Origin of the sequence: Roseovarius sp. EC-HK134 (genome assembly GCF_902498815.1) — a bacterium.
Lineage (GTDB): Bacteria > Pseudomonadota > Alphaproteobacteria > Rhodobacterales > Rhodobacteraceae > Roseovarius > Roseovarius mucosus_A.
The window spans coordinates 48,153-68,262 of sequence record NZ_LR701529.1; the positions used below are offsets into that span (position 1 = coordinate 48,153).

20 protein-coding genes and 1 pseudogene are annotated in these 20,110 nt (G+C 59.8%); all 21 read right to left on the minus strand.

What is annotated here, in order from left to right; genetic code table 11:
* Positions 1-430: pseudogene (locus GC127_RS00240) on the minus strand (GIY-YIG nuclease family protein); the annotation flags it as partial.
* Positions 423-2,564, minus strand: a complete 2,142-nt coding sequence (locus GC127_RS00245; RefSeq protein ID WP_254700810.1) for a pseudomurein-binding repeat-containing protein — start codon at positions 2,562-2,564, stop codon at positions 423-425. The pseudogene GC127_RS00240 and the gene GC127_RS00245, both read right to left, overlap by 8 nt.
* A partial coding sequence (locus GC127_RS00250) for a pseudomurein-binding repeat-containing protein (RefSeq protein ID WP_302848644.1) occupies positions 2,557-3,648 on the minus strand: 1,092 nt, incomplete at its 5' end. The genes GC127_RS00245 and GC127_RS00250, both read right to left, overlap by 8 nt.
* A 273-nt stretch (positions 3,649-3,921) precedes the next feature.
* Entirely contained in the window at positions 3,922-5,394 is a 1,473-nt protein-coding gene (locus GC127_RS00255) for an ATP-binding protein (RefSeq protein ID WP_009819909.1), read from the minus strand.
* A complete protein-coding gene (locus GC127_RS22615) occupies positions 5,391-5,537 on the minus strand; it encodes a hypothetical protein (protein WP_009819910.1) in 147 nt (48 codons plus the stop codon). Before GC127_RS22615 ends, GC127_RS00255 begins: the two co-directional genes overlap by 4 nt.
* Before the next feature lie 2 nt (positions 5,538-5,539).
* Entirely contained in the window at positions 5,540-5,839 is a 300-nt protein-coding gene (locus GC127_RS00260) for a CcdB family protein (RefSeq protein ID WP_009819911.1), read from the minus strand.
* Positions 5,839-6,060: a type II toxin-antitoxin system CcdA family antitoxin gene (locus GC127_RS00265; protein WP_198134945.1), complete on the minus strand. Its 222-nt coding sequence runs from the start codon at positions 6,058-6,060 to the stop codon at positions 5,839-5,841. Before GC127_RS00265 ends, GC127_RS00260 begins: the two co-directional genes overlap by 1 nt.
* A gap of 60 nt (positions 6,061-6,120) precedes the next feature.
* Positions 6,121-8,883 carry a DNA methyltransferase gene (locus GC127_RS00270; protein WP_009819914.1) on the minus strand — a complete coding sequence of 921 codons (2,763 nt, stop codon included), beginning with the start codon at positions 8,881-8,883 and terminating at the stop codon, positions 6,121-6,123.
* Entirely contained in the window at positions 8,880-9,302 is a 423-nt protein-coding gene (locus GC127_RS00275; protein WP_009819915.1) for a type II toxin-antitoxin system VapC family toxin, read from the minus strand. The genes GC127_RS00270 and GC127_RS00275 overlap by 4 nt, the downstream gene beginning before the upstream one ends.
* 3 nt (positions 9,303-9,305) lie before the next feature.
* Positions 9,306-9,554 (minus strand): plasmid stabilization protein, encoded by a 249-nt coding sequence (locus tag GC127_RS00280; RefSeq protein WP_009819916.1) that lies wholly within the window; start codon positions 9,552-9,554, stop codon positions 9,306-9,308.
* A gap of 126 nt (positions 9,555-9,680) precedes the next feature.
* Positions 9,681-10,805 (minus strand): P-type DNA transfer ATPase VirB11, encoded by a 1,125-nt coding sequence (gene virB11 / locus GC127_RS00285; protein WP_254699938.1) that lies wholly within the window; start codon positions 10,803-10,805, stop codon positions 9,681-9,683.
* A complete protein-coding gene (locus GC127_RS00290) occupies positions 10,802-12,259 on the minus strand; it encodes a TrbI/VirB10 family protein (protein WP_151975970.1) in 1,458 nt (485 codons plus the stop codon). Before GC127_RS00290 ends, virB11 begins: the two co-directional genes overlap by 4 nt.
* A 2-nt stretch (positions 12,260-12,261) precedes the next feature.
* On the minus strand, positions 12,262-12,993 hold the full coding sequence (locus tag GC127_RS00295) for a TrbG/VirB9 family P-type conjugative transfer protein (RefSeq protein ID WP_009819919.1): 732 nt from the start codon (positions 12,991-12,993) through the stop codon (positions 12,262-12,264).
* A 3-nt stretch (positions 12,994-12,996) separates the two neighbouring features.
* The gene (locus GC127_RS00300; RefSeq protein ID WP_009819920.1) at positions 12,997-13,641 is read right to left on the minus strand and encodes a virB8 family protein; all 645 of its coding nucleotides are present in this window, start codon (positions 13,639-13,641) and stop codon (positions 12,997-12,999) included.
* 2 nt (positions 13,642-13,643) lie between these two features.
* Positions 13,644-14,645, minus strand: a complete 1,002-nt coding sequence (locus GC127_RS00305; RefSeq protein ID WP_151975969.1) for a type IV secretion system protein — start codon at positions 14,643-14,645, stop codon at positions 13,644-13,646.
* The gene (locus GC127_RS00310) at positions 14,645-15,133 is read right to left on the minus strand and encodes a hypothetical protein (RefSeq protein ID WP_151975968.1); all 489 of its coding nucleotides are present in this window, start codon (positions 15,131-15,133) and stop codon (positions 14,645-14,647) included. Before GC127_RS00310 ends, GC127_RS00305 begins: the two co-directional genes overlap by 1 nt.
* A gap of 3 nt (positions 15,134-15,136) precedes the next feature.
* The gene (locus GC127_RS00315; RefSeq protein WP_151975967.1) at positions 15,137-15,946 is read right to left on the minus strand and encodes a type IV secretion system protein; all 810 of its coding nucleotides are present in this window, start codon (positions 15,944-15,946) and stop codon (positions 15,137-15,139) included.
* On the minus strand, positions 15,936-17,024 hold the full coding sequence (locus GC127_RS00320) for a lytic transglycosylase domain-containing protein (protein ID WP_199861144.1): 1,089 nt from the start codon (positions 17,022-17,024) through the stop codon (positions 15,936-15,938). The genes GC127_RS00315 and GC127_RS00320 overlap by 11 nt, the downstream gene beginning before the upstream one ends.
* A gap of 165 nt (positions 17,025-17,189) precedes the next feature.
* Positions 17,190-19,559, minus strand: coding sequence for a type IV secretion system DNA-binding domain-containing protein (locus GC127_RS00325; protein WP_199861143.1), 2,370 nt, complete (start codon positions 19,557-19,559; stop codon positions 17,190-17,192).
* A 60-nt stretch (positions 19,560-19,619) separates the two neighbouring features.
* Positions 19,620-19,967, minus strand: a complete 348-nt coding sequence (locus GC127_RS00330) for an ATP-binding protein (protein ID WP_254700811.1) — start codon at positions 19,965-19,967, stop codon at positions 19,620-19,622.
* On the minus strand, positions 19,964-20,110 hold the full coding sequence (locus GC127_RS22620) for a hypothetical protein (protein ID WP_199861142.1): 147 nt from the start codon (positions 20,108-20,110) through the stop codon (positions 19,964-19,966). The genes GC127_RS00330 and GC127_RS22620 overlap by 4 nt, the downstream gene beginning before the upstream one ends.

Genomic DNA, 20,110 nt, shown 5'->3' on the forward strand with positions numbered 1-20,110 from the left:
TTGCGACTTCATCGGCGGCCTTTTTCTCGGCTGTTGACCGGACATGCTTCAATTCCGTGAGGGGTGATTTAGCAACTTCCACGCCCAGTTCGGCGAGGAGGGCATCGTCATCGAGGTCATCGGAGTCTGATGCTGAGGGCGCAGGGGTGTTTGCTAGGAGATCCTGCTCGTCGAGTGGGGCAAGGAGGTCGCGGCATTCCTGCAAGTCGCGGATCCGATCAAGACGCACGGCGTAGAGGCGTTCAAAGATATCACGATCCTCCCCGTGCTGGGGAGGCAGTCCATGCTCATCTGCAAATCGCAAGATTTCCTCAAAACCTGCGATGATGCGCTCTTCGCGTGGTGTGCGGCTGAGCTGCTTCTTGACCTCGACCTCGACGCCAAGCTCAGCAAGGAGGGCATCATCTTCGTCGGTGAAACTCTTAGCCATTGGCAGCCTCCTGCTTCATGCGCGCGAGATAAGCCACACCTTCGGCCATTTTCTTTTCCCACGGGTCCGGTGAAGTAATCGACGGCAGGCGGCCTCGCTCTTGCTTGAACTTAACGGCTCGCTTCGCAAGATCGCGCGCCTCATCCGGTGACAGCTGCACTTTTTTCGCCGAGATGACGGCCTGGACCTGCCGAAGGCTTTCCTCGCTCATAGTCTTTGCCAGAATCGAGTAGGCTTCGCCGAACGGGTTGATGCGATCAATCAGGTCGATGTCGAGTTCGCGCACGTCCATTGCGAATTTGCGCACGCCGTCGATCAAGGCGGTATTGCCGGTTGTTTCTGTATCATCGCGGTTCGACAGCGCGATCTCTTTCGCCTTCTGGGTGAGGTTCAGTGCAGCAACTGCATGTTGGCGCACCGCTTCCTGATCCTCTGCATCTAGCTCTGGGAACCTCGCACCGACGATCTTGCCCATGCGGACCTGCGTCAGTTCCTCCGGCACCAGCTCTTCGTCGAAGAGGCCCCGTTCGATCGTGGTCTTGTCCTGGACGAAGGCGGTGATCACCTCATTCAGGTCTTCTTGGCAGATGCGCTTGGCTTCCTTGCTCTTCGGCTCAACAAGCCCCTTGATTTCGATCTGGAACTGACCGCTGGCTTCGTTGAAACCCACGTTCTCCTTGGCGGGATCGTAGCCGCCCTCACCGTAATCGAACCCTTCGACAGGGCCACTTTTCACGGTCTTGGGTGTGAAGTTGAAACGTGGGGCCAGCACCTGCTCCATCAGCAGGCTTGCGGCGATCGCCTTCAGCGTATCGTTCACGGCCTCGGTCACTGCCTCAGCTGCCGCGTCCGGCTCCGCGATCAGGTTAGTAAACCGCGCCCTTGTCTTTCCCTCGGCATCGCGGGTGGCGCGGCCGATAATCTGAACGATCTCCGTCAGGCTGGCGCGATAGCCGACTGTCAGGGCATGCTCACACCAGATCCAGTCGAACCCCTCTTTCGCCATCCCGAGGGCGATGATGATATCGACATGGTCGCGGTTGTTCTTCTGCGCAGGGTCTTTCAGCGCAGCGGAAACCTTGTCCCGCTTGGCCGGTTCGTCATCCACCAGATCGGCGATGCGCAGCACACGCCCCTCGGGCGTCTTGACCAGCTGAAAGCCGGTGGCGGCGTCCGTGCCCTGCCAATCGCCCAAGGCATCGATGATGTGCTCGACCTCGCGATGCTTGTCCTTGGTGCTCTCGCGCGAGTTCACGTTCGGGATGTGCAGGATGGTCTTCTCGGTCGGGTCCAGCACCTTGAGGATGTCATCCGCATAGGACCCGGAATAGAAGAAATACCCGATGTCGAGCGTCTTTAGGTATTTGTAGCCGTTCAGCTGCTCGTAATAGGTGTAGGTGACGGTGTCGAACCTCGCCTCGTCTTCGGGTGACAGAACCGCCTCGGCATCGCCCCGAAAATACGATCCGGTCATCGCCACCAGATGCACCTTGTCGCGGGCGACCAGCGCGCCCAAATGCGCGCCCAGCTTGTTATCCGGGTTGGCTGAGACGTGGTGAAACTCGTCGACCGCGATCAGCCGATCATCAAACGCTTCAATCCCGAACTTGTCCACGGCGAACCGAAAGGTCGCGTGGGTGCAGACCAGAATCTTGTCGTCGCTCGCCAGAAACTTGCCGACAGCGCCGACCTTGCCGTCATCCCTTGCGACTTCATCGGCGGCCTTTTTCTCGGCTGTTGACCGGACATGCTTCAATTCCGTGAGGGGTGATTTAGCAACTTCCACGCCCAGTTCGGCGAGGAGGGCATCGTCATCGAGGTCATCGGAGTCCGATGCTGAGGGCGCAGGGGTGTTTGCTAGGAGACCCTGCTCGTCGAGTGGGGCAAGGAGGCCGCGGCATTCCTGCAAGTCGCGGATCCGATCAAGACGCACGGCGTAGAGGCGTTCAAAGATATCACGATCCTCCCCGTGCTGGGGAGGCCGGCCATGCTCATCTGCAAATCGCAAGATTTCCTCAAAACCTGCGATGATGCGTTCTTCGCGTGGTGTGCGGCTGAGCTGCTTCTTGACCTCGACCTCGACGCCAAGCTCAGCAAGGAGGGCGTCGTCTTCGTCCGTGAAACCCTTAGCCATTGGCAGCCTCCTGCTTCATGCGCGCGAGATAGGCGACGCCTTCGGCCATTTTCTTCTCCCACGGATCAGGCGATGTGATGGAAGGCAGACGGCCCCGCTCCTGCTTGAACTTGACGGCGCGTTTCGCCAGATCTCGCGCCTCGTCCGGTGACAGTTGCACCTTTTTCGCCGAGATGACGGCCTGGACCTGCCGAAGGCTTTCCTCGCTCATCGTCTTTGCCAGAATCGAGTAGGCTTCGCCGAACGGGTTGATGCGATCAATCAGATCGATGTCGAGTTCGCGCACGTCCATTGCGAATTTGCGCACCCCGTCGATCAAGGCGGTATTGCCGGTTGTTTCTGTGTCATCGCGGTTCGACAGCGCGATCTCTTTCGCCTTTTGGGTCAGGTTCAGCGCAGCAACTGCGTGTTGGCGCACCGCTTCCTGATCCTCTGCATCTAGCTCTGGGAACCTGGCACCGACAATCTTGCCCATGCGGACCTGCGTCAGTTCCTCCGGCACCAGCTCTTCGTCGAAGAGACCCCGTTCGATCGTAGTCTTGTCCTGAACGAAAGCTGTGATCACCTCATTGAGGTCCTCTTGGCAGATGCGCTTGGCTTCCTTGCTCTTGGGTTCGACCAGGCCTTTGATTTCGATCTGGAACTGCCCGCTGGCCTCGCTGAAGCCAACGTTCTCTTTGTTGGGGTCATAGCCGCCCTCGCCGTAATCGAACCCTTCGACAGGGCCACTTTTCACGGTCTTGGGTGTGAAGTTGAAACGTGGGGCCAGCACCTGCTCCATCAGCAGGCTTGCAGCGATCGCCTTCAGTGTATCGTTGACTGCCTCGGTCACGGCTTCGGCCGCGGCGTCGGGCTCCGCGATAAGGTTGGTGAACCGCGCTCGGGTCTTGCCCTCGGCATCGCGGGTGGCGCGGCCGATGATCTGCACGATCTCCGTCAGGCTGGCGCGATAACCCACCGTCAGGGCGTGTTCGCACCAGATCCAATCGAACCCTTCTTTCGCCATACCCAGGGCGATGATGATGTCGACATGATCGCGGTTGTTCTTCTGCGTGGAGTCTTTCAGCGCGGCGGAAACCTTGTCNCACCCTCTTGCATTTCGCGCATGCCAAGCTCGTTCGATTTGGTCGAGCTTCCATTGGCCGCGTAATTGACAGAGACGGAAGGAACCTGCTGTGTCATGATGTTTTCCTTCTGAGGGGCGCGGAATCATTCGCTTTGGGGCAGGCAATCAAAACCCGATCAAGTAGCGATACCGCACCCTGCCTATCGTAACAGTATGATTTATATGTATTTTCCAATTTACGCCCTCTAGCCTACATACGCACAATCAAAACCCGATCAAATGTTGTCCCTGTCACGCCCATGAGGGGACATATCCGGCCCGAGGGCGTTCAGCATCCGCAGGACGGATCAGACCAGTATCCAGCGTTGCGCGAATAACCCGCGACGCCTGCGCAGCGTTCTGGTCGTCGATGCCAAGCCGCTCCCGAAGTGTCGCGTTCGTCATCTTCTGTCCGCCCACGTATTTGAGCGCAGCATGTTGGTAACACGCTCGCACGGCTTCTTCCGGTGTCATGTCCGCAAAGCGGCGTGGTGCAAACAGAACTACGCGCACTGCGTCACCCTCCATGCGGAAATCCGGTGGCGGCAACTGGTGTAGCTCAACCGCCGAGATCACCTTGTCGATGCCGGTGCCTTGTTCTTCGCAAAGTTTCATCCGCCGCATCAACGACGCAAGGGCTTCATTTCGGGAACGCGGCGGCGAGTCCAAAAACCGGTCGGGGCTAACCAAGGGGGCGCCCGGATTAGTGATTTCCATTCGATCATTGAACAACTCGATGAGTGGTCCTGCACCGGTGATTGTCATGTCTTGGTGGATCAATGCGTTGGCGATCAATTCGCGGATCGCGATCGACGGGTAAAGCGGTCGCTCCTCGCGGAACGCTTTACCAATCAGTTCGTTGCGGGGCAGAAGACCGTCGATATAGTCCACCAAACCCTGAAAACCCGCTGCATAGCCGCGCTGGCCATCCTGGCGGTGACTCACGTCATCTGCACGTCCGGTGCCAGCATAGGCCACGAAACGGACGCCTTTGCGCTCTACAGAGGGGCCGAAATCGGCAAGTTTCTTGGCATACAGGATTGCACCCAGATTGGTGATGTTCCAACGGTCGCTTACATCTTTCTGGATCAGGCGATCTGCCAATAGCCTGTCGAAGATCCCCTGCCTGTTATCCGGCAAGGGCTGGCCCGTAAGATCGAAGTAGTTGGCGTAATTCAGCCGCTCAAGAACGTCGTCGCCGGTTAGGAACTGCGCTGCGACCCCTGTCTCCCAAGCGTAGGGTTGCAACTTGGCCCAGAGGGCGCGCAGGCGTTCTGGATGGTCGGACAGGCGCGGCGTGGCGCTGCCGATGCGCAAATAGGCTGTGCGGTCAAATTCTACCGGGGCGGTTGCGGCGGCGGGGATAGTTAGCAGGATCAGGCGCCCCCCATCGTGATCGACTTCTTCGAACCGAAACTCGATGCTTGGCGACAGGTGGTTCGCAATCCACAATTCGAGCGGCTGCCCCTTCTCCTTCTTCACGGTCGGCTCGAAACTCGTGCCGACAACCGCATGATCACCGTCTCTCACCCCCCAGACCACATAGGCAAAGTGCTGATCGGCCAGCCGTGCGGCATTGGACAAGGCCGAGATCAGCTTGCCGATCAACGGCCCGTCAGCATTGTTTTCCTTGAACTCGATCCAGGTGGTTTCCGCTGGTTTGGCGCGCAGATCATCCACCAGCCTGCGGGTGCGTTCGGCGCTCATGACAGGGTCAAGGGTCATCGCGTGTTCACTTTCTGAGCCACCACGCCCGGGCAGAGTTTGTCATAGGCGCGTTCCTGCATCGCGCGCATGCCTAGCTCGTTCGACCTGGTCGAGCTGCCATTGGCGGCGTATTTGACAGAGATGGAAGGAACCTGAGCCATGATCAAAACCCGTGAAACAACATGTCGAGCGCGGATGTGACCGCGTCGAAGTTTTCGGACAAATCCCCGACCGGGGCTTTCAAAATGCTGGCCGGGACAGCGGCGATGTATTGCGTCATCATCAGATGCGTTGCCCCCTCGATCTCGAACACCGGGTTCAGACGGCTGGCGGCGATGGGGGCATTGCCTTGCGGCAAGAGCGGCACCACCGTGCGCACGTTCAGCCCTTCCAGCAGGTCGTTCTGCACATCCAGCATATAGCCATCGCCCGTAGGGTTCGGGAACACGTCATATTGCGCCATCAGAACTGCCGGTAGCGTTCAAGCGGCAGCCCGTGCTTTTCCACCCAGTCATTCGAGCTTTGGATCGCGGCACGGTTTTCTTCCAGCCAAGCGGCGGCCTTGCGCGCACGCACGGCCTCGCGCAGGCTGGCCTCGAACGTGGCGGACAGGTTGATGTTCAGGCTGCGCGCCTCGTCCAGCAGGGCGGGGTCGATGGTCAGGTTTGTGGCGCGTTTGGTCATGGGTGCCTCCTGTGGGCCGATCATGCGCATTCATAGCACACATCCGGGCTATGGCAAAGGTCAGGCGCTCACCTTGGTCGTCATCCGCGTATACATCTCGAACAGTTTTTCCAGCCGCTCGGTGTCGTTTCGGAAGCGGCGGCCGATGTAGATGCGTTCCAGCACCTCGTCGTTGTGGTCATGCGCGGCGCGGAGGTTGGCGGGCATTTTCTCGGGGTTGTAGAGATCGGCGATGGTGGCGGGGAAATGCGCCTCGCGGGCCAGAAGGATGCCTTCCGCCGCCGCTGTCAGGTCGGCGCGGTTCTTTTCGGTCAGTTTGGGGACGGGGAAGGTGTTCCAGCCAAGGGTGTTGGAATAGCGGAAATCGGTTTTCATTTTCCCGCAGACCGTCGCGATCCAGACCAGATGCAAGCGCGAGGCGATCAGGGCCATATTCCAAAGCGGCGCGTCGTAGAGGGCGAAAGCGAGATTTGATACAATGCTACCGGGAGCTGAATAACCGCAAGGAAGATATGGGCGGCTCTCAGATGACACGCTCGGGACAATAATCACTGTTTCCGAACCTGTTTGCCGCACTTCCCCAAAGCGATGGGGCGTCGCTGCCAGCGCCTTGGTTGTTGCTCGATCCGATTTCTTGCGCTGTTGCTTCACTGCGGCAAAACGTTCTTTCAGCCACTCTACACAATTAGCCTCGTCGAGATCTTCATCTGTTACCCATACGCAACGTCGTTCGTTACCTCGAATAAACTCCTGCGATCCGACAAACGGACGAATGAATTTGCGCGGCACACCGTAGCGCTCAATCACTTCTTCTGCCTGTGATGCGTTCAACAGAAGGTGGCCGCCTTCGTTCGGCATGTTGCCAAAACTCATAGCATTTTGACCGCCTAGCGGTTTTGGGGCTGCGCTCACGGTGATGTTTGCCGCCGCCACCAAATAAGCGTTGATGTTATCAGCATCCTTGACCACTGCGCCACCATCATCGGCCAAGTTAAACAGCTTCCGCACCGGACCCGGGCGATTTGCAATGCCAACGATCACAACGGTCACACCTGCATTATGGCTGGCAAGGTTCGCCCATTTGAAACTGGTATGGGCAAAGGCGATCTCGTGTTCTGTCTCGAAAATTAGTGGCCATAGGGTTGCGACCTGTCGCCCCTGACAGACCGAGTTGGTGGACACGAAGGCCGAGACGGTGGGCGTGTGCAGCCCGTAATCGGCGGCCTTCATGAACCAGCCTGCGACATAGTCGAGCGATTTCCAGCTTTTCGTGCGCCCGTCGAAAATGCGCTGCAAATCCTCTTTCTGCTCTGTGCTTTGCCACTGGCTCCCCAGATAAGGCGGGTTCCCGCAGATATAGGTCTCGCCCCCCTCGTTCGCGAAGTCGATCTGCGCCTGATCCAGCGGCGACATGAACAGGTCATCGGCCTGAAACTTCACCCCCGTCCCCGTGGGCGGGCAGACCGACAGCCAGTCCAGCCGCAGCGCGTTGCCGCAGGTGATCCAGTTCTGCGCGTCCAGCGGCAGGAACTCGGCCAGCGCCTCTTTCTGGCCGCGATAGCGCACGTCGCATTGGTATTCCGCGATGATCAGCGCCAGCCGCGCGATCTCGGCCGAGAAGTCGCGCAGCTCGATCCCGCGATAGTTGGTCAGGGGAATGTCGGTGCGGCGCAGCGGCTCGCCCCGGCGCTTGTTGATCTCATACTCAAGGCTGCGCATTTCCTTGTAGGCGATGACAAGGAAGTTGCCCGACCCGCAGGCGGGATCGAAGACGCGGATCTTGGCCATGCGCGCGCGCAGATTGGCCAGCTTGCGCGCGTTGTCGCCCGCCGACTCCAGCTCTGCGCGCAGGTCATCGAGCAAGAGCGGGTTCAGCACCTTCAGGATGTTCGGCACGGAGGTGTAGTGCATGCCGAGGACCGAGCGCTCCTCCTCATCCGCGACGGCCTGGATCATGGACCCGAATATGTCGGGGTTGATCTGCGTCCAGTCGAGGCTGCCGATATGGGACAGGTAACGCTGCGCGATCTTGGAAAAGCGCGGCACATCGGTGCTGCCCGAGAAGAGACCGCCGTTCACGTAAGGAAAGGCGTCAGCCCAACGGGGCAGCTTGGCCTCGGCGCGTTTGGGTATGGCGGTGTTCATCGCGCGGAAAATCTCGCCGATGACTTCGTGCGTGTTGGACCCGTCGCGGTTGGCCATCTGGTCGATGGTGGCGGTGAACAGGTTGTCGCTGACGAAGATGTCGGTGTCTTCGGCGAAGAAACAGAAGATCAGCCGCGCCATGAAGTGGTTCATGTCGTGGCGTTTGTCAGCGCTGCCCCAGTCGGGATTGTCCTTGATCAGCTCGACATAGAGCCGGTTGAGGCGGCTGGTCGCGCGGATGTCAAAGGCGCTTTCGCGGATTTGCTTGACGGTGGAGATACCGGCGAGCGGCAGGAAGAAGCCGAAATGGTCGGGGAAATCGGTGTAGCGGCAGGCGATGGTTTCGCCGGTGGTGATATCCTCGGCCTCGAGGTCGATACCATCGGTGGCGAGGATGAACTTCGCCTTGGCGCGGGTGGTCGCGGGGCTGTCGCGAAGGGCGGTCAGGGTCGCCGCGATGTTGCCCGGCGCGCAGGTGGCAAGGTGGATGTTGTTGGTTTGCAGGACGCCGCCCCAAGGGCCATCAAAGTCGGACTTGTTCGACGCGCCGGTGCGCAGCCGCTTGATCGTCGTGTCCTTGTTGCCGAAGGCCAAGAGGAAGGCATAAGGGAATTCGGCCGCGTCAAAGGGCTGCTCGGCGAGTTCGGAAACGGCTTGTTCGATTTCAACGGCGTTCATGCGGCTGTCCAGGGGTTGATCAGGTCGATCTCGCAGCCCTCGAAGTCAGGCGTATTGCGCGTGGCGACGGTGGCGCCGCAGGCGTGGGCAATGGAGGCGATCTGGCAATCGGCCTGGGCAATTGGCCGCCCGGCGGCGCGACGTGCGGCGGCGATGGTGGCGTAGGCCTGCGCGGCGTCGCTGTCGAAGGGCAGAATGCGACCGGCAAGGTCTTCCCGCAGGATACGGTCCACGGCGTCAACCAGCGCGGCGCGGCGCTTGCCGTTCCCCATGATCGCGAGGCCATAGCGCAGCTCCGCCTCCGATATCGAGGTCAGGTAGACGTTGAGCCCGTCCTGGGCCGACAACCAGTGTTCGACCTTGGGCTCCGGGGCCGGGCGCAAAAGCTCGGAGATGACATTCGTGTCGAGGATGATCATGCTTCAGGCCCGATCAAATGCGGGCGGTTCACGCATGGCCTCACGCTGCGGAAGGTCGAGATCGACGCCACCCAGAGGTGCGACCCGTGCGCGGATGGCCGCGGCAAGATCGTGGGAGGGCTTCGCTTCGCCGACGACATGGCGCAAGATTTCTCGTGCCTCCTCTTCCATTGAACGGCCATGTTCGGCCGCGCGGATGCGAAGGCGGCGCTTCACGTCATCGTCAAGGTTCCGGATGGTAATGCTTGCCATGATATCCTCCTGAGAGGAGTGTAATCATCGCAATCAATGCGATCAAGTGCAAACGCGCTTATGTTGTAGCAAGACGGGAGAGATTACCGTCCGAAAGTACTCAATGCGCACGCTTCCAAACATCCTTCAGCTGGTCACTTCTGATTTTTCGATACCAGGCACCCACACCTGTTCGACCCCGCGCCGTCCGTCCTTGCGCCCAAGCTGCACCACGACATCGATGCTGGAGGCGGCATAGCGCCTTACCTCCTCAAAACTCATATTGATGCCCACAGACATGACCATGAGGGCAAGGCGGTCGAGCGCCTTTTGCGCCGTATCTGCGTGAATTGTGGTGAAAGAGCCGGAATGGCCGGTGTTGATCGCGTCGAGGAAGGTCTTGCACTCATCGCCGCGCAATTCGCCAAGAATGATCCGGTCAGGACGCATGCGCAAAGAGGTCTCCAGCAATTTGGCCGCGGTGCGTTCACTTGAGGGGATACGGTCAGCCTTGAGCATCGCGCGATTGGGCTGTGGAGGAAAGAGCTCGAATGCGTCCTCGATGGTCACGATACGTTCCGCCTCGGTCACCAGCGCGAGAAGTGCCCGGGCAAAAGTCGTTTTGCCCGTGGACGTCCCGCCGCTGATCATGATGTTCAACCGCTCATCGATGCAGAGTTTCATGGCGGCTCGAATATCCCCCGCTTGGGTCAGCGCGATCACCCGTTCGGCTTTTTCCTGTCGTTCGGCGTCCAGGTCCACCAGTGCACCGTGCAACAGACCGATGTCGCCCAAGGTGAGTTGGTCTTCACTGTAGCGGCGCAAGGTGATCGACGGCCCGCCATCCACGACCGGTGGATAGACGACCTGTGCCCGGATCGGCTTGCCGTTCATCTCGATCTTGCCGGAGACGAGCGGCTTTTTCTCGCTGATCTGTCCGTGGGTGGCGCTGGCAATGGATGTTGCAAGGTCCCGAGCTTGGGAAGGGGAGAAAAACACACCTTCGAGGCCGACCATATGCTCAGCCCCCCGGGTTTCCACCCAGACCTTTCCATCGGGATTGACCGCTATTTCGACCACGCAGGGATCGGAGAGCGGTGCAGCCAGAGGTTTTAGATAGGTCGAAAGAAAACTGGTTTTTTCTGCCGACGGGTTCATGGCTGGCCGCCTGTGCGTTTCAGGTTTGTGTTGTTTTGAGACACGCGGCCTCTCCCTTCGGTCGAACGCGTGTTTCGGCACATGATTATTTTGTCGAACCTGAAACGCACTCAATAGAACTCGAGATCACGGTCGACGATCACACTGATCGCAGCACCTGGCTGGACCGAGATAACCGGAGGCAGGGTGGCATATTCGCCGATCACCGCATCGGTGGTTTGCGTAAAACTGCCCGCGACATCCTCGGCAATTTCTGATCCGGTCTCGGAGCTGGCCTCGGATGCGGCGATTGCCGGTCCTGCGCCGATGATCGAGAGCAATGCGGCTGTGCCAAAGCGCAGCCCAAAGCGGGAGTTCACGGAGCCCGTCACGCCCGAGCGGCCCTGATCGTCCGCGCCAAATGCGGCGAGCTGAACCGATTGCCCCTCGGGTGTGACGATGCGTGACCAGCCAACCAGAATGCGGGCCTGGCCCAAAGAGACATTCGAATTATAGGTCCCGAAGAGGCGGGAGCCTTCGGGAATGAGAACGCGGGACTGATCGAAACTCCAGACCGGGTAGTTAACGATGGCGGTAATCTGTCCGGGCAATGTGGATTCGATGGCGGTTTCCAGTGACGCTTGAATGAGCGTGCCCTGCAGCACCGTATTGGAAGGATTGGCGATAACCTCCGCTGTCGCGACTTGAACGGGCAGGGCACCGTCCAACACGAAGGCGCGCGCCGCTGCATCTCCGACCGCAGGTCCCCTCTCAGGGTCAGATGCCGGACTGCCCGTCTGGCCGCCCGCATCAAAGATCACCCCTTCGGACCGGATTTGTGTGTTGCGCAGCGCCGCCGCCTCGGCACGCCGACGGTCCAGTTCAGCCCGTCGCGCGGCTTCCTCGGCAGCGAGCTGATCCCGCTCGGTTTGCGCGCGTAGAGCGTCACTCATACCGTCATCGATCTGCTGTTGCAGGGCGTCGTTCTGGCGCTGCAGTCCGAGCATTTGCTCCATCAACTGCTCCATCCGGCCATCGGCAACACGCGCGCGTGCGGCAACCTCATCAGCGAGACGTTTTTGCGCTTCAAGATCGGCTTCTGCCAACCGGGTGTCCATCTCGCTTTGCATCTGGGCGATGAGCGCCGTGTTCTGTTCCTGGACCGAGCGCAGCGCTTCGGCCAGCTCGGCGGAATTGTCGGGGGCAGGGGCCTCGGCCAGTCTTGACAACTGGGCTTGTAGGGCGACCACGTCGCTCGCAAGCTTGGCGTTCTGTTCCTCGAGGGCTTGGCGCTGCGCCGCGAGTTCATCCTCGATTGGTCCGGGATCGAACCTCGGCTCCGATCTTTGTCCGGTCGGTTCAGCGTCGGCTGTCATGCGGCCAAACCCGTCGCCGTCGACCTGATCCTGAAAGTCGTCGGCTTTCGATGTTTCAACGGCAGAAGTGATGCCGCTGCCTTGCACAAGCGGGTAGGCAATTATGGCCGTTCCCGCCAATAGGAGCGCACCCAGACCAAGTCTCAGCCCGAGAGATGCACGCCGCCTGGGCGCGAAACTGTATTCCTTTTCCCCGGCTTTCCCGTCGCTCATGATCAGAACTCCCGTCCACGCAGGGCGGCCACGGCAGCAGCCTCGGTCGTGAATCCACCTGTCTCGCGGATAATGCAGATATGATCGTCGCCCATACGGATCGTGTAGGCGTCCCGCACGCCGGTGACCCTCACGACCGCACCTTGGGTCTGGCTGTTCTGGGTGATCTCGTAGCCTTGGGCGTTCAAGCCGAAGATCGAGGGCCGCACGCCGGGCCGGAATTCAAAGAAGGTCGAGCGCCCATCATTCCAGACCCGCACCGGGCGGATCGCACCGCTGCCCGCGAACTGATAGCCGGTATCTCGGCCTCCAGCCGCAAGCTGGCGCCCGGCGGGTCGCTCGTCGGGAAAGTTTACGACGACCCGGAAAGACTGTGTCCGCGAGCGTCCCTCTGTCAGATAGAAGGCGACAGCGCGGCGGTTGGTAAAGATCGTCAGGTTTGTCGCAGCCCGTGCCTCGACAGGCTTGATCGAGATCGTATTGCGGTTTGACAGAACCTCCACTTCATAGGACGCGGAGTCACCGATCAGGACTTGATTGATCCGTTCGCCGGGACCGAGTTCGATTGACGTGTTTACCCGAAGGTGGGTGTCGATCCGGATCACATCCGTAGGGTTGAAGGTCACGTGGCGAACGCGGGCGTCCTGACCCATGGTGACCGGTGCACGCTCGGCCCATGCGGGCGTTGCGAGCAATCCCCAGACCGTTGCGATGGCAAGAAGAAAGGATTTCATGAATTATTCTCGTGTCAGTGTTTCGGCATCGACCCGGTAAGCGGTCACCGAGAAGCCAAGGGGATTTTCCCAAACGCGTGTCAGGGAGCGTTCGCGGCGGGGGGCAAATTCAAACCCTACGGTGGCGATGAATGTTTGCGTGACGGGGGTCTGGTTGGGTCGGGTGAGGCGTTTGTCGAACCGGATCTGGGCCACTTCGTCTTGCAGGAAGGTGATCGCCCGCACGCGGACATCGACCTGCGCATTCGCGCCATAGCTGCGTGGTGGATAATTCTCGGACCCCGTGGTCCAGAGTTCTATCAGCGAGGCGCGCGCTGGCCCGCTGGAGCGCCGCTGGACACTTTCGAGCCGTTCTTGAATGCCGTTTCTAAAATAGCTTTCGCGGTCGCTGATATAGCTGACAAGCAGGGATTCCTTGATCGCTTCCTCATCGGTGATACCGGTCGGCTGAACCTGGTAGATGCGTTCTGCTGCACCCGACGTGCTGTCGACGAGGACCGTAAACACTTCGGTTTCGCGCAGGGGCAACATAACCGTAATGGTCAGAGCCAACAGCACGGATACGGCGCAGGAACAGCCCGCAACGATCCATGCGGCGCGCGCTGCCCGGCGCGGACCCATCACCAAATCGATATCGAAACCACTCATGACTATCCCTTCTTCATCTTTCCGGCGAGCTTGACCGCACCGCCCGCATAGCTCCCGGCACGGGCCGCGCTGGATGATCGGTCGGAGACGCCCTGTCCCTGAACTCCTGCGTTGAAGCCCCGTCGCATGTCATCGCCGCCCCGGATCGTGGCACCGGTATTGCGCCACGCGTTCCCCGGCATCCGCGCGGCATTTGCACCGATCGAGGCGAGGCCGATGTTCGTGGCGGCAAGCCCTTGCGCGAAAGTTGGCACGAGCAACATCAGGCCGGCGCCGATCATCATCACCACGACGAACGAAATCGCGTCCCCGAGTGTTTCGACGCTGTCGAGGCTCCCCGGCGCGACGGCGTTGCCAGTGGCAATGGTAAATCCTGCCATGGCAGCCACGAAAAGCGGCACAAAGGAAAAACCGATGGCGAGTTTGACCCAGGCCTCGAACAGCGGCGCGGATTGTTTGAACAATGTGCAGGCCACGGCCACTGGTGCGATGGCGATCAATACCGCCAACATGATCTTGGCAGCCGACAGAACGATGATGGTGATCGTCGCCATGGCGGCGGCCACAAGAAACATGACCACGCTGGTCATGGCACCGGCCAGCCAGCCTCCATTCTGGCTGATCGCCTGTCCGACATTCAGGGCTTGGGAGTAGAGATCGTCGATTCCATCATAAAGGTTCCCAACTGTGCCGCCTGACAGTGAGTTCAGTATCCCAGCGCCGAGCTCCGCCGGGGCGTTTGTCAAAGCGTCATAGGGGACAGAGAGGTTCGCGAAGGTCAGGAACACGTTCACCAACGCCAAACGCAGACCAAGGGCGACGATCGTTGCACGCGTAAGTTCAACGCTTTGGATCAGCAAATTGGCACCAACGAGGATCGTTACTAATACGGACGCTGCTCGCACCACGGGGCGCACAGCTGCAACGGTGTTGTCATAGGTATCAGCTGCGACACCTGCCACAGTCGCGTCGACCATAGTCAATACGTCCGCGATGATCGCCATTACGAGCCACAGCTTTCTTTGCGAAAGGTTGCATACCGTTGATCAATGGTATTCCACTCAGCATTTCGATACCGGCGCATGGTATTGAAATCCGCCGCTGTGAGCGCATGCGCAGGCTTGTCGACCCGTTCAGTTGTGAACGCATCGAGCGACCCGAGATCATAGATGCAGCCGCAGAAGCCCTGCGACATTGCTAGCTCTCTCAGGTCAGTGCCAAAGCCCCATCGAACCGCTCCACGGAAAATCTCGTTGCCGAAAAAATCAGTGTCCGGATAGCTGAATGTGCAGGTTTGCGGCTTCGGGAACATCAAGAGCCCTCTTGCCTGTACCTCGCGCATCAGATCGAGGAGGCGTTCTTCCTCCCCATTTTCGGTGGCAGTGACGACCTCCCCGAGCAACGTATCGTCGGGCAGGTCTTGCAAGTCTTCCGCCCAGGCACTGCCTGCTAGGGCGATGAAAACTGCAACTGCTTTGAGTGATGTATTCAAGGGTCAGTCCTCAGCGCCGGAAAAATCAAAAAAGGAGCGTGTGCGGGCCTGCTCGGCCGCGAAATCGATGCCATTTTGACCTTGCGCCAAGCCTTGGGCGGCATTCAGGCGCCACATCTGGCCCAGCATGTAATTCGTCTCCGCGGCCATACGCGTGTTGAGATCGATCGATTCCTTGAGCGTTTCCTGATCGCCAATCGCTTCCACCAGCCCATCGATACGCTCGATGCTCTGGGCGGCTTCCTCGTAGGAAATTTGGGCTTGCCCGATAACCATGGCATTGGCAGCCGCCAGATCGGCTATGGCAGCGCCTTGCGGGTTCCCGGCGTCGTTCAGCTCGGTGAGCTTTTCCGAGTTGAACCCCGCACTGGCCATGGTCTCGCGCATGGCATCTGCGGCGCGGCGCTCACCCATGGTGACGTCGCCATCGAGCAGATCGTCCAGCAGGCTGTCAAAATCCCCGAGCGACAGACTGTCCATGAAACCCGATAGATCGGTGATCTTCTGGGCGCGGGCACGCAGGTCCTCCACATCGTTGTAGAGGGCTGCGATTTCATTCAGGCCGGTAATTGAACCCAGGACGTCATCAAGAAGGCCCTGAATATCAGTGAGGCGTTCGATCTGGGTACGCAATTCCTCGATTTGCTGGAGCTGGTTTTCCGCATCGCGCAGCGCGGCCTGCAGCTGCTCGATATTCTGCGCGAGGTTCGATCCATCGATCACAGGCACACCCTGAGCGAAGGCAGGGGGCGGGTGTGCCGCCATGAGAGTGCCCGCGACAATAATTGCGGCAATGCGGGTGTCAGCCCTCATCGGAATACCTCCAGAAAGTGGATTGCTCCAGGTGATCGGCGGCCTCGGTCAAACCTTGTGCCGCTTCGACTTTCACGTGGGCCGCGCGCAGACGCAGCGTCAGCGCCATGAGCCGCGCCCGTTCAGCAAGCATATAGGTGGAGCGGTCCAGCGCCTCTTTTGCGTTACCGGGCGGATCTTCACGCAAAAGCGCCGCGATCCTCGTCATCGCCTGATCGATCTGGGTGCCCATGTAGGTGCCATAGCCGACCGAGGCATCCGCCCAGTTGCCCCAGGCGGCCGAGGCACCATCGAAGCCCGCCAGTGACCCCGTCATGTCGACGCCGGTGATGGTGCCAAGATAGTCGTTGTAATAGCCGTTGATGCGCCGGACGTAGGTCTGGGTTTCCTCGAAAGGAGGCACACCACCATACTCGAGAACACGGCCAGGACCTGCATTATAGGCCGCCAGAGCGTGATCGATCCGACCGAAGCGGTTCAGTTGCGTGAGAATGTAGCGTGCGCCACCGTCCAGGTTTTCCCAAGGATCATACGGGTTCACACCGAGATCCGATGCTGTGCCCGGCATCAGCTGGCAAAAACCGCGCGCACCCACGTGGGAGACGGTTGCATTGTTGAAACGACTTTCCTGCTTGATCAGTGACTGAAACAAGATACGCCATGTCAGTGGCGTCAGACCGGCGGCCGCAACACCGGGATGACCCTCATAGCGCCGCGCCACCGTGATGATCATGCGCTCCACGTCGCTTGGCTCACCGAAGAGGCGATCGGCGTCAGGATGATCTTCTTGGGCTGGGTAAGTCTCTGCAGCGCTCGCCCAGCCAGGCCCACCAGCCTCGAACCCACTCAGGTCGGTGACACCGGTGGTCTCCGCCAGGAAACGCTCATAGGCTTCAAGCTGCTCTTGATAGATATCCGCTTGTTCCTGGCGGGCGTCGCGCTTCTGGCCCTGCCGCAAGGCGTCGCGTGCGAGCTCTTCCACGCGAGACACAGCGCGGGCAAGGTTGGAGCCATCGACCACTGGCACGCCCTGCGCGGAGGCAAGCGAGCCAAGACCCAAGGCCAACGGAATCGCCATTCTAGAAGCTCTGGAAATCACAATGCGCATTCCGTGAAACAAGGTCGGGAGCAGGGGCCGAGAACGCCATCGCGGGCCGTTCAAAACAGGGCGATCGCACGCCTGTTGATGCACCTTCGCAAGCGCTCAGGACCGTCATGGCGACCAACAGAAAAAATCGTGCTTTCACATCATGTCCTTCCAGAATTCTTCTTTCTTGCGCCAATTGGCAGGCGCCTTTTCCTCGCCGGTCTTGCCGCCACCAAGAACAGTAACCAGACCGCCCAAGCCTGCGAGATCGGTATTGACGAACACGCTGTCGGCGCCAGAACGGATCAATGCCAGCCGCAACCCGGCTGTCGGGCTGGAAAGAAAATCCGCCTCGCGCGCATTCAGGCGCAGGATGCTGTAATCCTCCGGATTTGCCCGTGGATTGGGAAACAGGATCTGGGTTGCCACACTTTCTGCGATGATCTGGCCGACCGAACTTTGGTCCAGATGGCCCGGTGTCTGGGTCAACATCATCACCACGCAGTTGCGCTTGCGCATGGTAACCAGCCAGTCATGGAGGCGCTTGACGAAGATATCGTCAGCCAACATCTTCCACGCCTCGTCGATCACAATGATCGTTGGTCTACGATCCTCGATCACGCGCTCGATACGGCGGAAGAGATAGGCGAGCAGGGCGGAGCGTTCTGCGTCCTGGTCCAGAAGTTCGGTCATGTCGAGACCAAGGACATCCTCGCCAATGGCAATCGACTGGGCACTGGGCCTTGAGAAAAGCCAACCGTACCGGCCGGCTTCTGTCCATTCCCGCACGCGGGACACCAGGTCGCCGTCATCATCGGTAGATGCCACGAGGCTTGCCAAACCGTCAAAGGTTCTAAGGCCCGGCTCCGCAGCGGCAATCTGACGAACCGCCTCGTTCAGTGCTGCGGTCTGGACCGTCTCAAATGGACGGTGACGGGCCAGAATGTCGCCGAGCCAATCTGTCAGCCAGGCGGCCCCCCGCGCATCGGTCTCCGTGGTCATCGGGTTAAAGCCGGTGGGTTTGCCCACCTTGATTTCGCTGTAGCTGCCACCCAAAGCGCGGATCGCCATCTCCAACCCCTGATCCTTGTCGAAAACGATGACCCGCGCACCCACTCTTCGGGCCTGTGCCATGAGAAAAGCCGTGCCGAGTGTCTTGCCGGACCCGGTGCGTCCCAGAACAAGCGTGTGCCCGACGCTTGGCTCATCGGTCCGGCGCCCCGCTTCGTGAAAGTTGAACCGGTAGAGGCTGGAGGTCACGGTCGGGAAGGCCGTGATCGTCTTGCCCCATGGGCTGGCCTCAGGTCCGCGCCCTGGCCGTGTCTTGTGAAAGGCCGCCAGTTCCGCGAAATTGTGCGACGAAACGATCCCGTCACGGATCCGGTAGGCCCAGTTTCCGGGCGCTTGCGCGAAATAGAGTGCCTTTGCGGCCCAGGATTCCCGGACCAGAACGGCACCGGTCTCTTGCCCCGCCCGCCAGATCTCGGAAGCTGCCTGTTCCAGTTCCTCGGCGCTGTCACAGAAAACCTGCACGGAGGCGTGATGTGTCCCAAAGGTCGACCGGCCGGATGCCACGGCGTCGGCGGCTTCGATCAATTGCTCTGTCAGGCTGACACCAGCATCCTCGGAGGCACCCCGCTGGCGAAAGGTGCGTTGAATGCGCTCAACCATCTCATTGGCGCGCCGCGGCGTGAAAGAGTTGGTGATCGTGATGTCATAGGGCAGTTCCAACGCGTCAAGCATGGTTGGCCAGGTGCGACTGGGATAGGATTTTATCCCGAAAATCGCGCCGTATCGTGCGCTGTCGCCGCTTTCCAGCCGCATGGTTTTGCCTTGAAAGCTGACGTCGAAATTGCTCATCGTGTCAGCCAACAGTTGCCCGGGGGCCGCGATGATTTTGCCGTAGCTCTGTCCGTGAACCGCGGCCAACACTGCAAGCCAGTCCCCGCTCGAGACTGTCAGGCGCGCTGCACCTGCGTCGGAATACATCGCCATGAGCAGCGTCATGGCCTCTTCCAGGGCAACAATTCGCGTATCGATGTCTTTCTGGAAATCGCGGCCGCCTCCAAGGGCGCCCAGAACCTTCGAGAATGCCTGCGGCATCGACGGACGCATCAATACTGTCAGCATCAAGGTGCGGGCTTTCAGGTCACGTGCGCGCAGGCTTCTCTGCCACGCCGCGTCTACCGCATTTGCAAAAGGCATACCGTCAGGCGCAGCAAGGTCCGCGACATCCGGGCGTGATACCTTGTTGATGTGGAAACCGAAACGCTCGCCCAACTGACTGACGATCCGGGCAAAGCCTTCACTGATCTCATCGATCCGGGCGTCATCGCTGGTGAAGCTGTCGATCCCGCCAAGCGTGACCGACGCCATCAGATCACCCTGCCGCGTCAGGATGACATTGTCTCGCACCGCAGCAATGTAAGGTAGGTGCCGCCCAAGACGCTCGGCTTTCAAAACCTTGTCCCCAAGTGCATCCCGAACAGCGCTGCTGGCAATTAACCCCCGAAACTCACGCGACATAGAGATCGCCCCCCTCATCTGATCGCGCGCTCGTTCGCGGGGTGCGCGACATCACGACGTTCAAAATCTGAAACAGATGTGGATTGCGGTCAGCGACCAGCCAATGCTTGGCGACAGGTGGTTCGCAATCCACAGTTCGAGCGGCTGCCCCTTCTCCTTCTTCACTGTCGGCTCAAAAACCGTGCCGACAGCCGCATGATCACCGTCTCGCACCCCCCAGACCACATAGGCAAAGTGTTGATCGGCCAGCCGTGCGGCATTGGACAAGGCCGAGATCAGCTTGCCGATCAACGGTCCGTCGGCATTGTTTTCCTTGAACTCGATCCAGGTGGTTTCCGCTGGTTTGGCGCGCAGATCGTCCACCAGCCTGCGGGTGCGTTCCGCGCTCATCACAGGGTCAAGCGTCATGGTGTGTTCACTTTCTGACCCATCACGCCCGACCTGCGTTTCTTATAGGCGCGTTCCTGCATCGCCGGCATGCCCAGCTCGTTCGACTTGGTCGAGCTACCATTGGCGGCGTATTTGACGGAGACGGAGGGAACCTGAGCCAT

Excerpts from the sequence above, each read along its gene's own strand:
- GC127_RS00300 (WP_009819920.1), bottom strand. The coding sequence starts at position 13,641 with ATGAGTGGTTTCGATATCGATTTGGTGATGGGTCCGCGCCGGGCAGCG.
- GC127_RS22620 (WP_199861142.1), bottom strand. The coding sequence starts at position 20,110 with ATGGCTCAGGTTCCCTCCGTCTCCGTCAAATACGCCGCCAATGGTAGC.
- GC127_RS00320 (WP_199861144.1), bottom strand. The coding sequence starts at position 17,024 with ATGGCGATTCCGTTGGCCTTGGGTCTTGGCTCGCTTGCCTCCGCGCAG.
- GC127_RS00255 (WP_009819909.1), bottom strand. The coding sequence starts at position 5,394 with ATGACCCTTGACCCTGTCATGAGCGCCGAACGCACCCGCAGGCTGGTG.
- GC127_RS00275 (WP_009819915.1), bottom strand. The coding sequence starts at position 9,302 with ATGATCATCCTCGACACGAATGTCATCTCCGAGCTTTTGCGCCCGGCC.
- GC127_RS00270 (WP_009819914.1), bottom strand. The coding sequence starts at position 8,883 with ATGAACGCCGTTGAAATCGAACAAGCCGTTTCCGAACTCGCCGAGCAG.
- GC127_RS00245 (WP_254700810.1), bottom strand. The coding sequence starts at position 2,564 with ATGGCTAAGGGTTTCACGGACGAAGACGACGCCCTCCTTGCTGAGCTT.
- GC127_RS00280 (WP_009819916.1), bottom strand. The coding sequence starts at position 9,554 with ATGGCAAGCATTACCATCCGGAACCTTGACGATGACGTGAAGCGCCGC.
- GC127_RS00330 (WP_254700811.1), bottom strand. The coding sequence starts at position 19,967 with ATGACGCTTGACCCTGTGATGAGCGCGGAACGCACCCGCAGGCTGGTG.
- GC127_RS00260 (WP_009819911.1), bottom strand. The coding sequence starts at position 5,839 with ATGGCGCAATATGACGTGTTCCCGAACCCTACGGGCGATGGCTATATG.
- GC127_RS00325 (WP_199861143.1), bottom strand. The coding sequence starts at position 19,559 with ATGTCGCGTGAGTTTCGGGGGTTAATTGCCAGCAGCGCTGTTCGGGAT.
- GC127_RS00295 (WP_009819919.1), bottom strand. The coding sequence starts at position 12,993 with ATGAAATCCTTTCTTCTTGCCATCGCAACGGTCTGGGGATTGCTCGCA.
- GC127_RS00290 (WP_151975970.1), bottom strand. The coding sequence starts at position 12,259 with ATGAGCGACGGGAAAGCCGGGGAAAAGGAATACAGTTTCGCGCCCAGG.
- GC127_RS22615 (WP_009819910.1), bottom strand. The coding sequence starts at position 5,537 with ATGGCTCAGGTTCCTTCCATCTCTGTCAAATACGCCGCCAATGGCAGC.
- GC127_RS00315 (WP_151975967.1), bottom strand. The coding sequence starts at position 15,946 with ATGAGGGCTGACACCCGCATTGCCGCAATTATTGTCGCGGGCACTCTC.
- GC127_RS00265 (WP_198134945.1), bottom strand. The coding sequence starts at position 6,060 with ATGACCAAACGCGCCACAAACCTGACCATCGACCCCGCCCTGCTGGAC.
- GC127_RS00305 (WP_151975969.1), bottom strand. The coding sequence starts at position 14,645 with ATGGCGATCATCGCGGACGTATTGACTATGGTCGACGCGACTGTGGCA.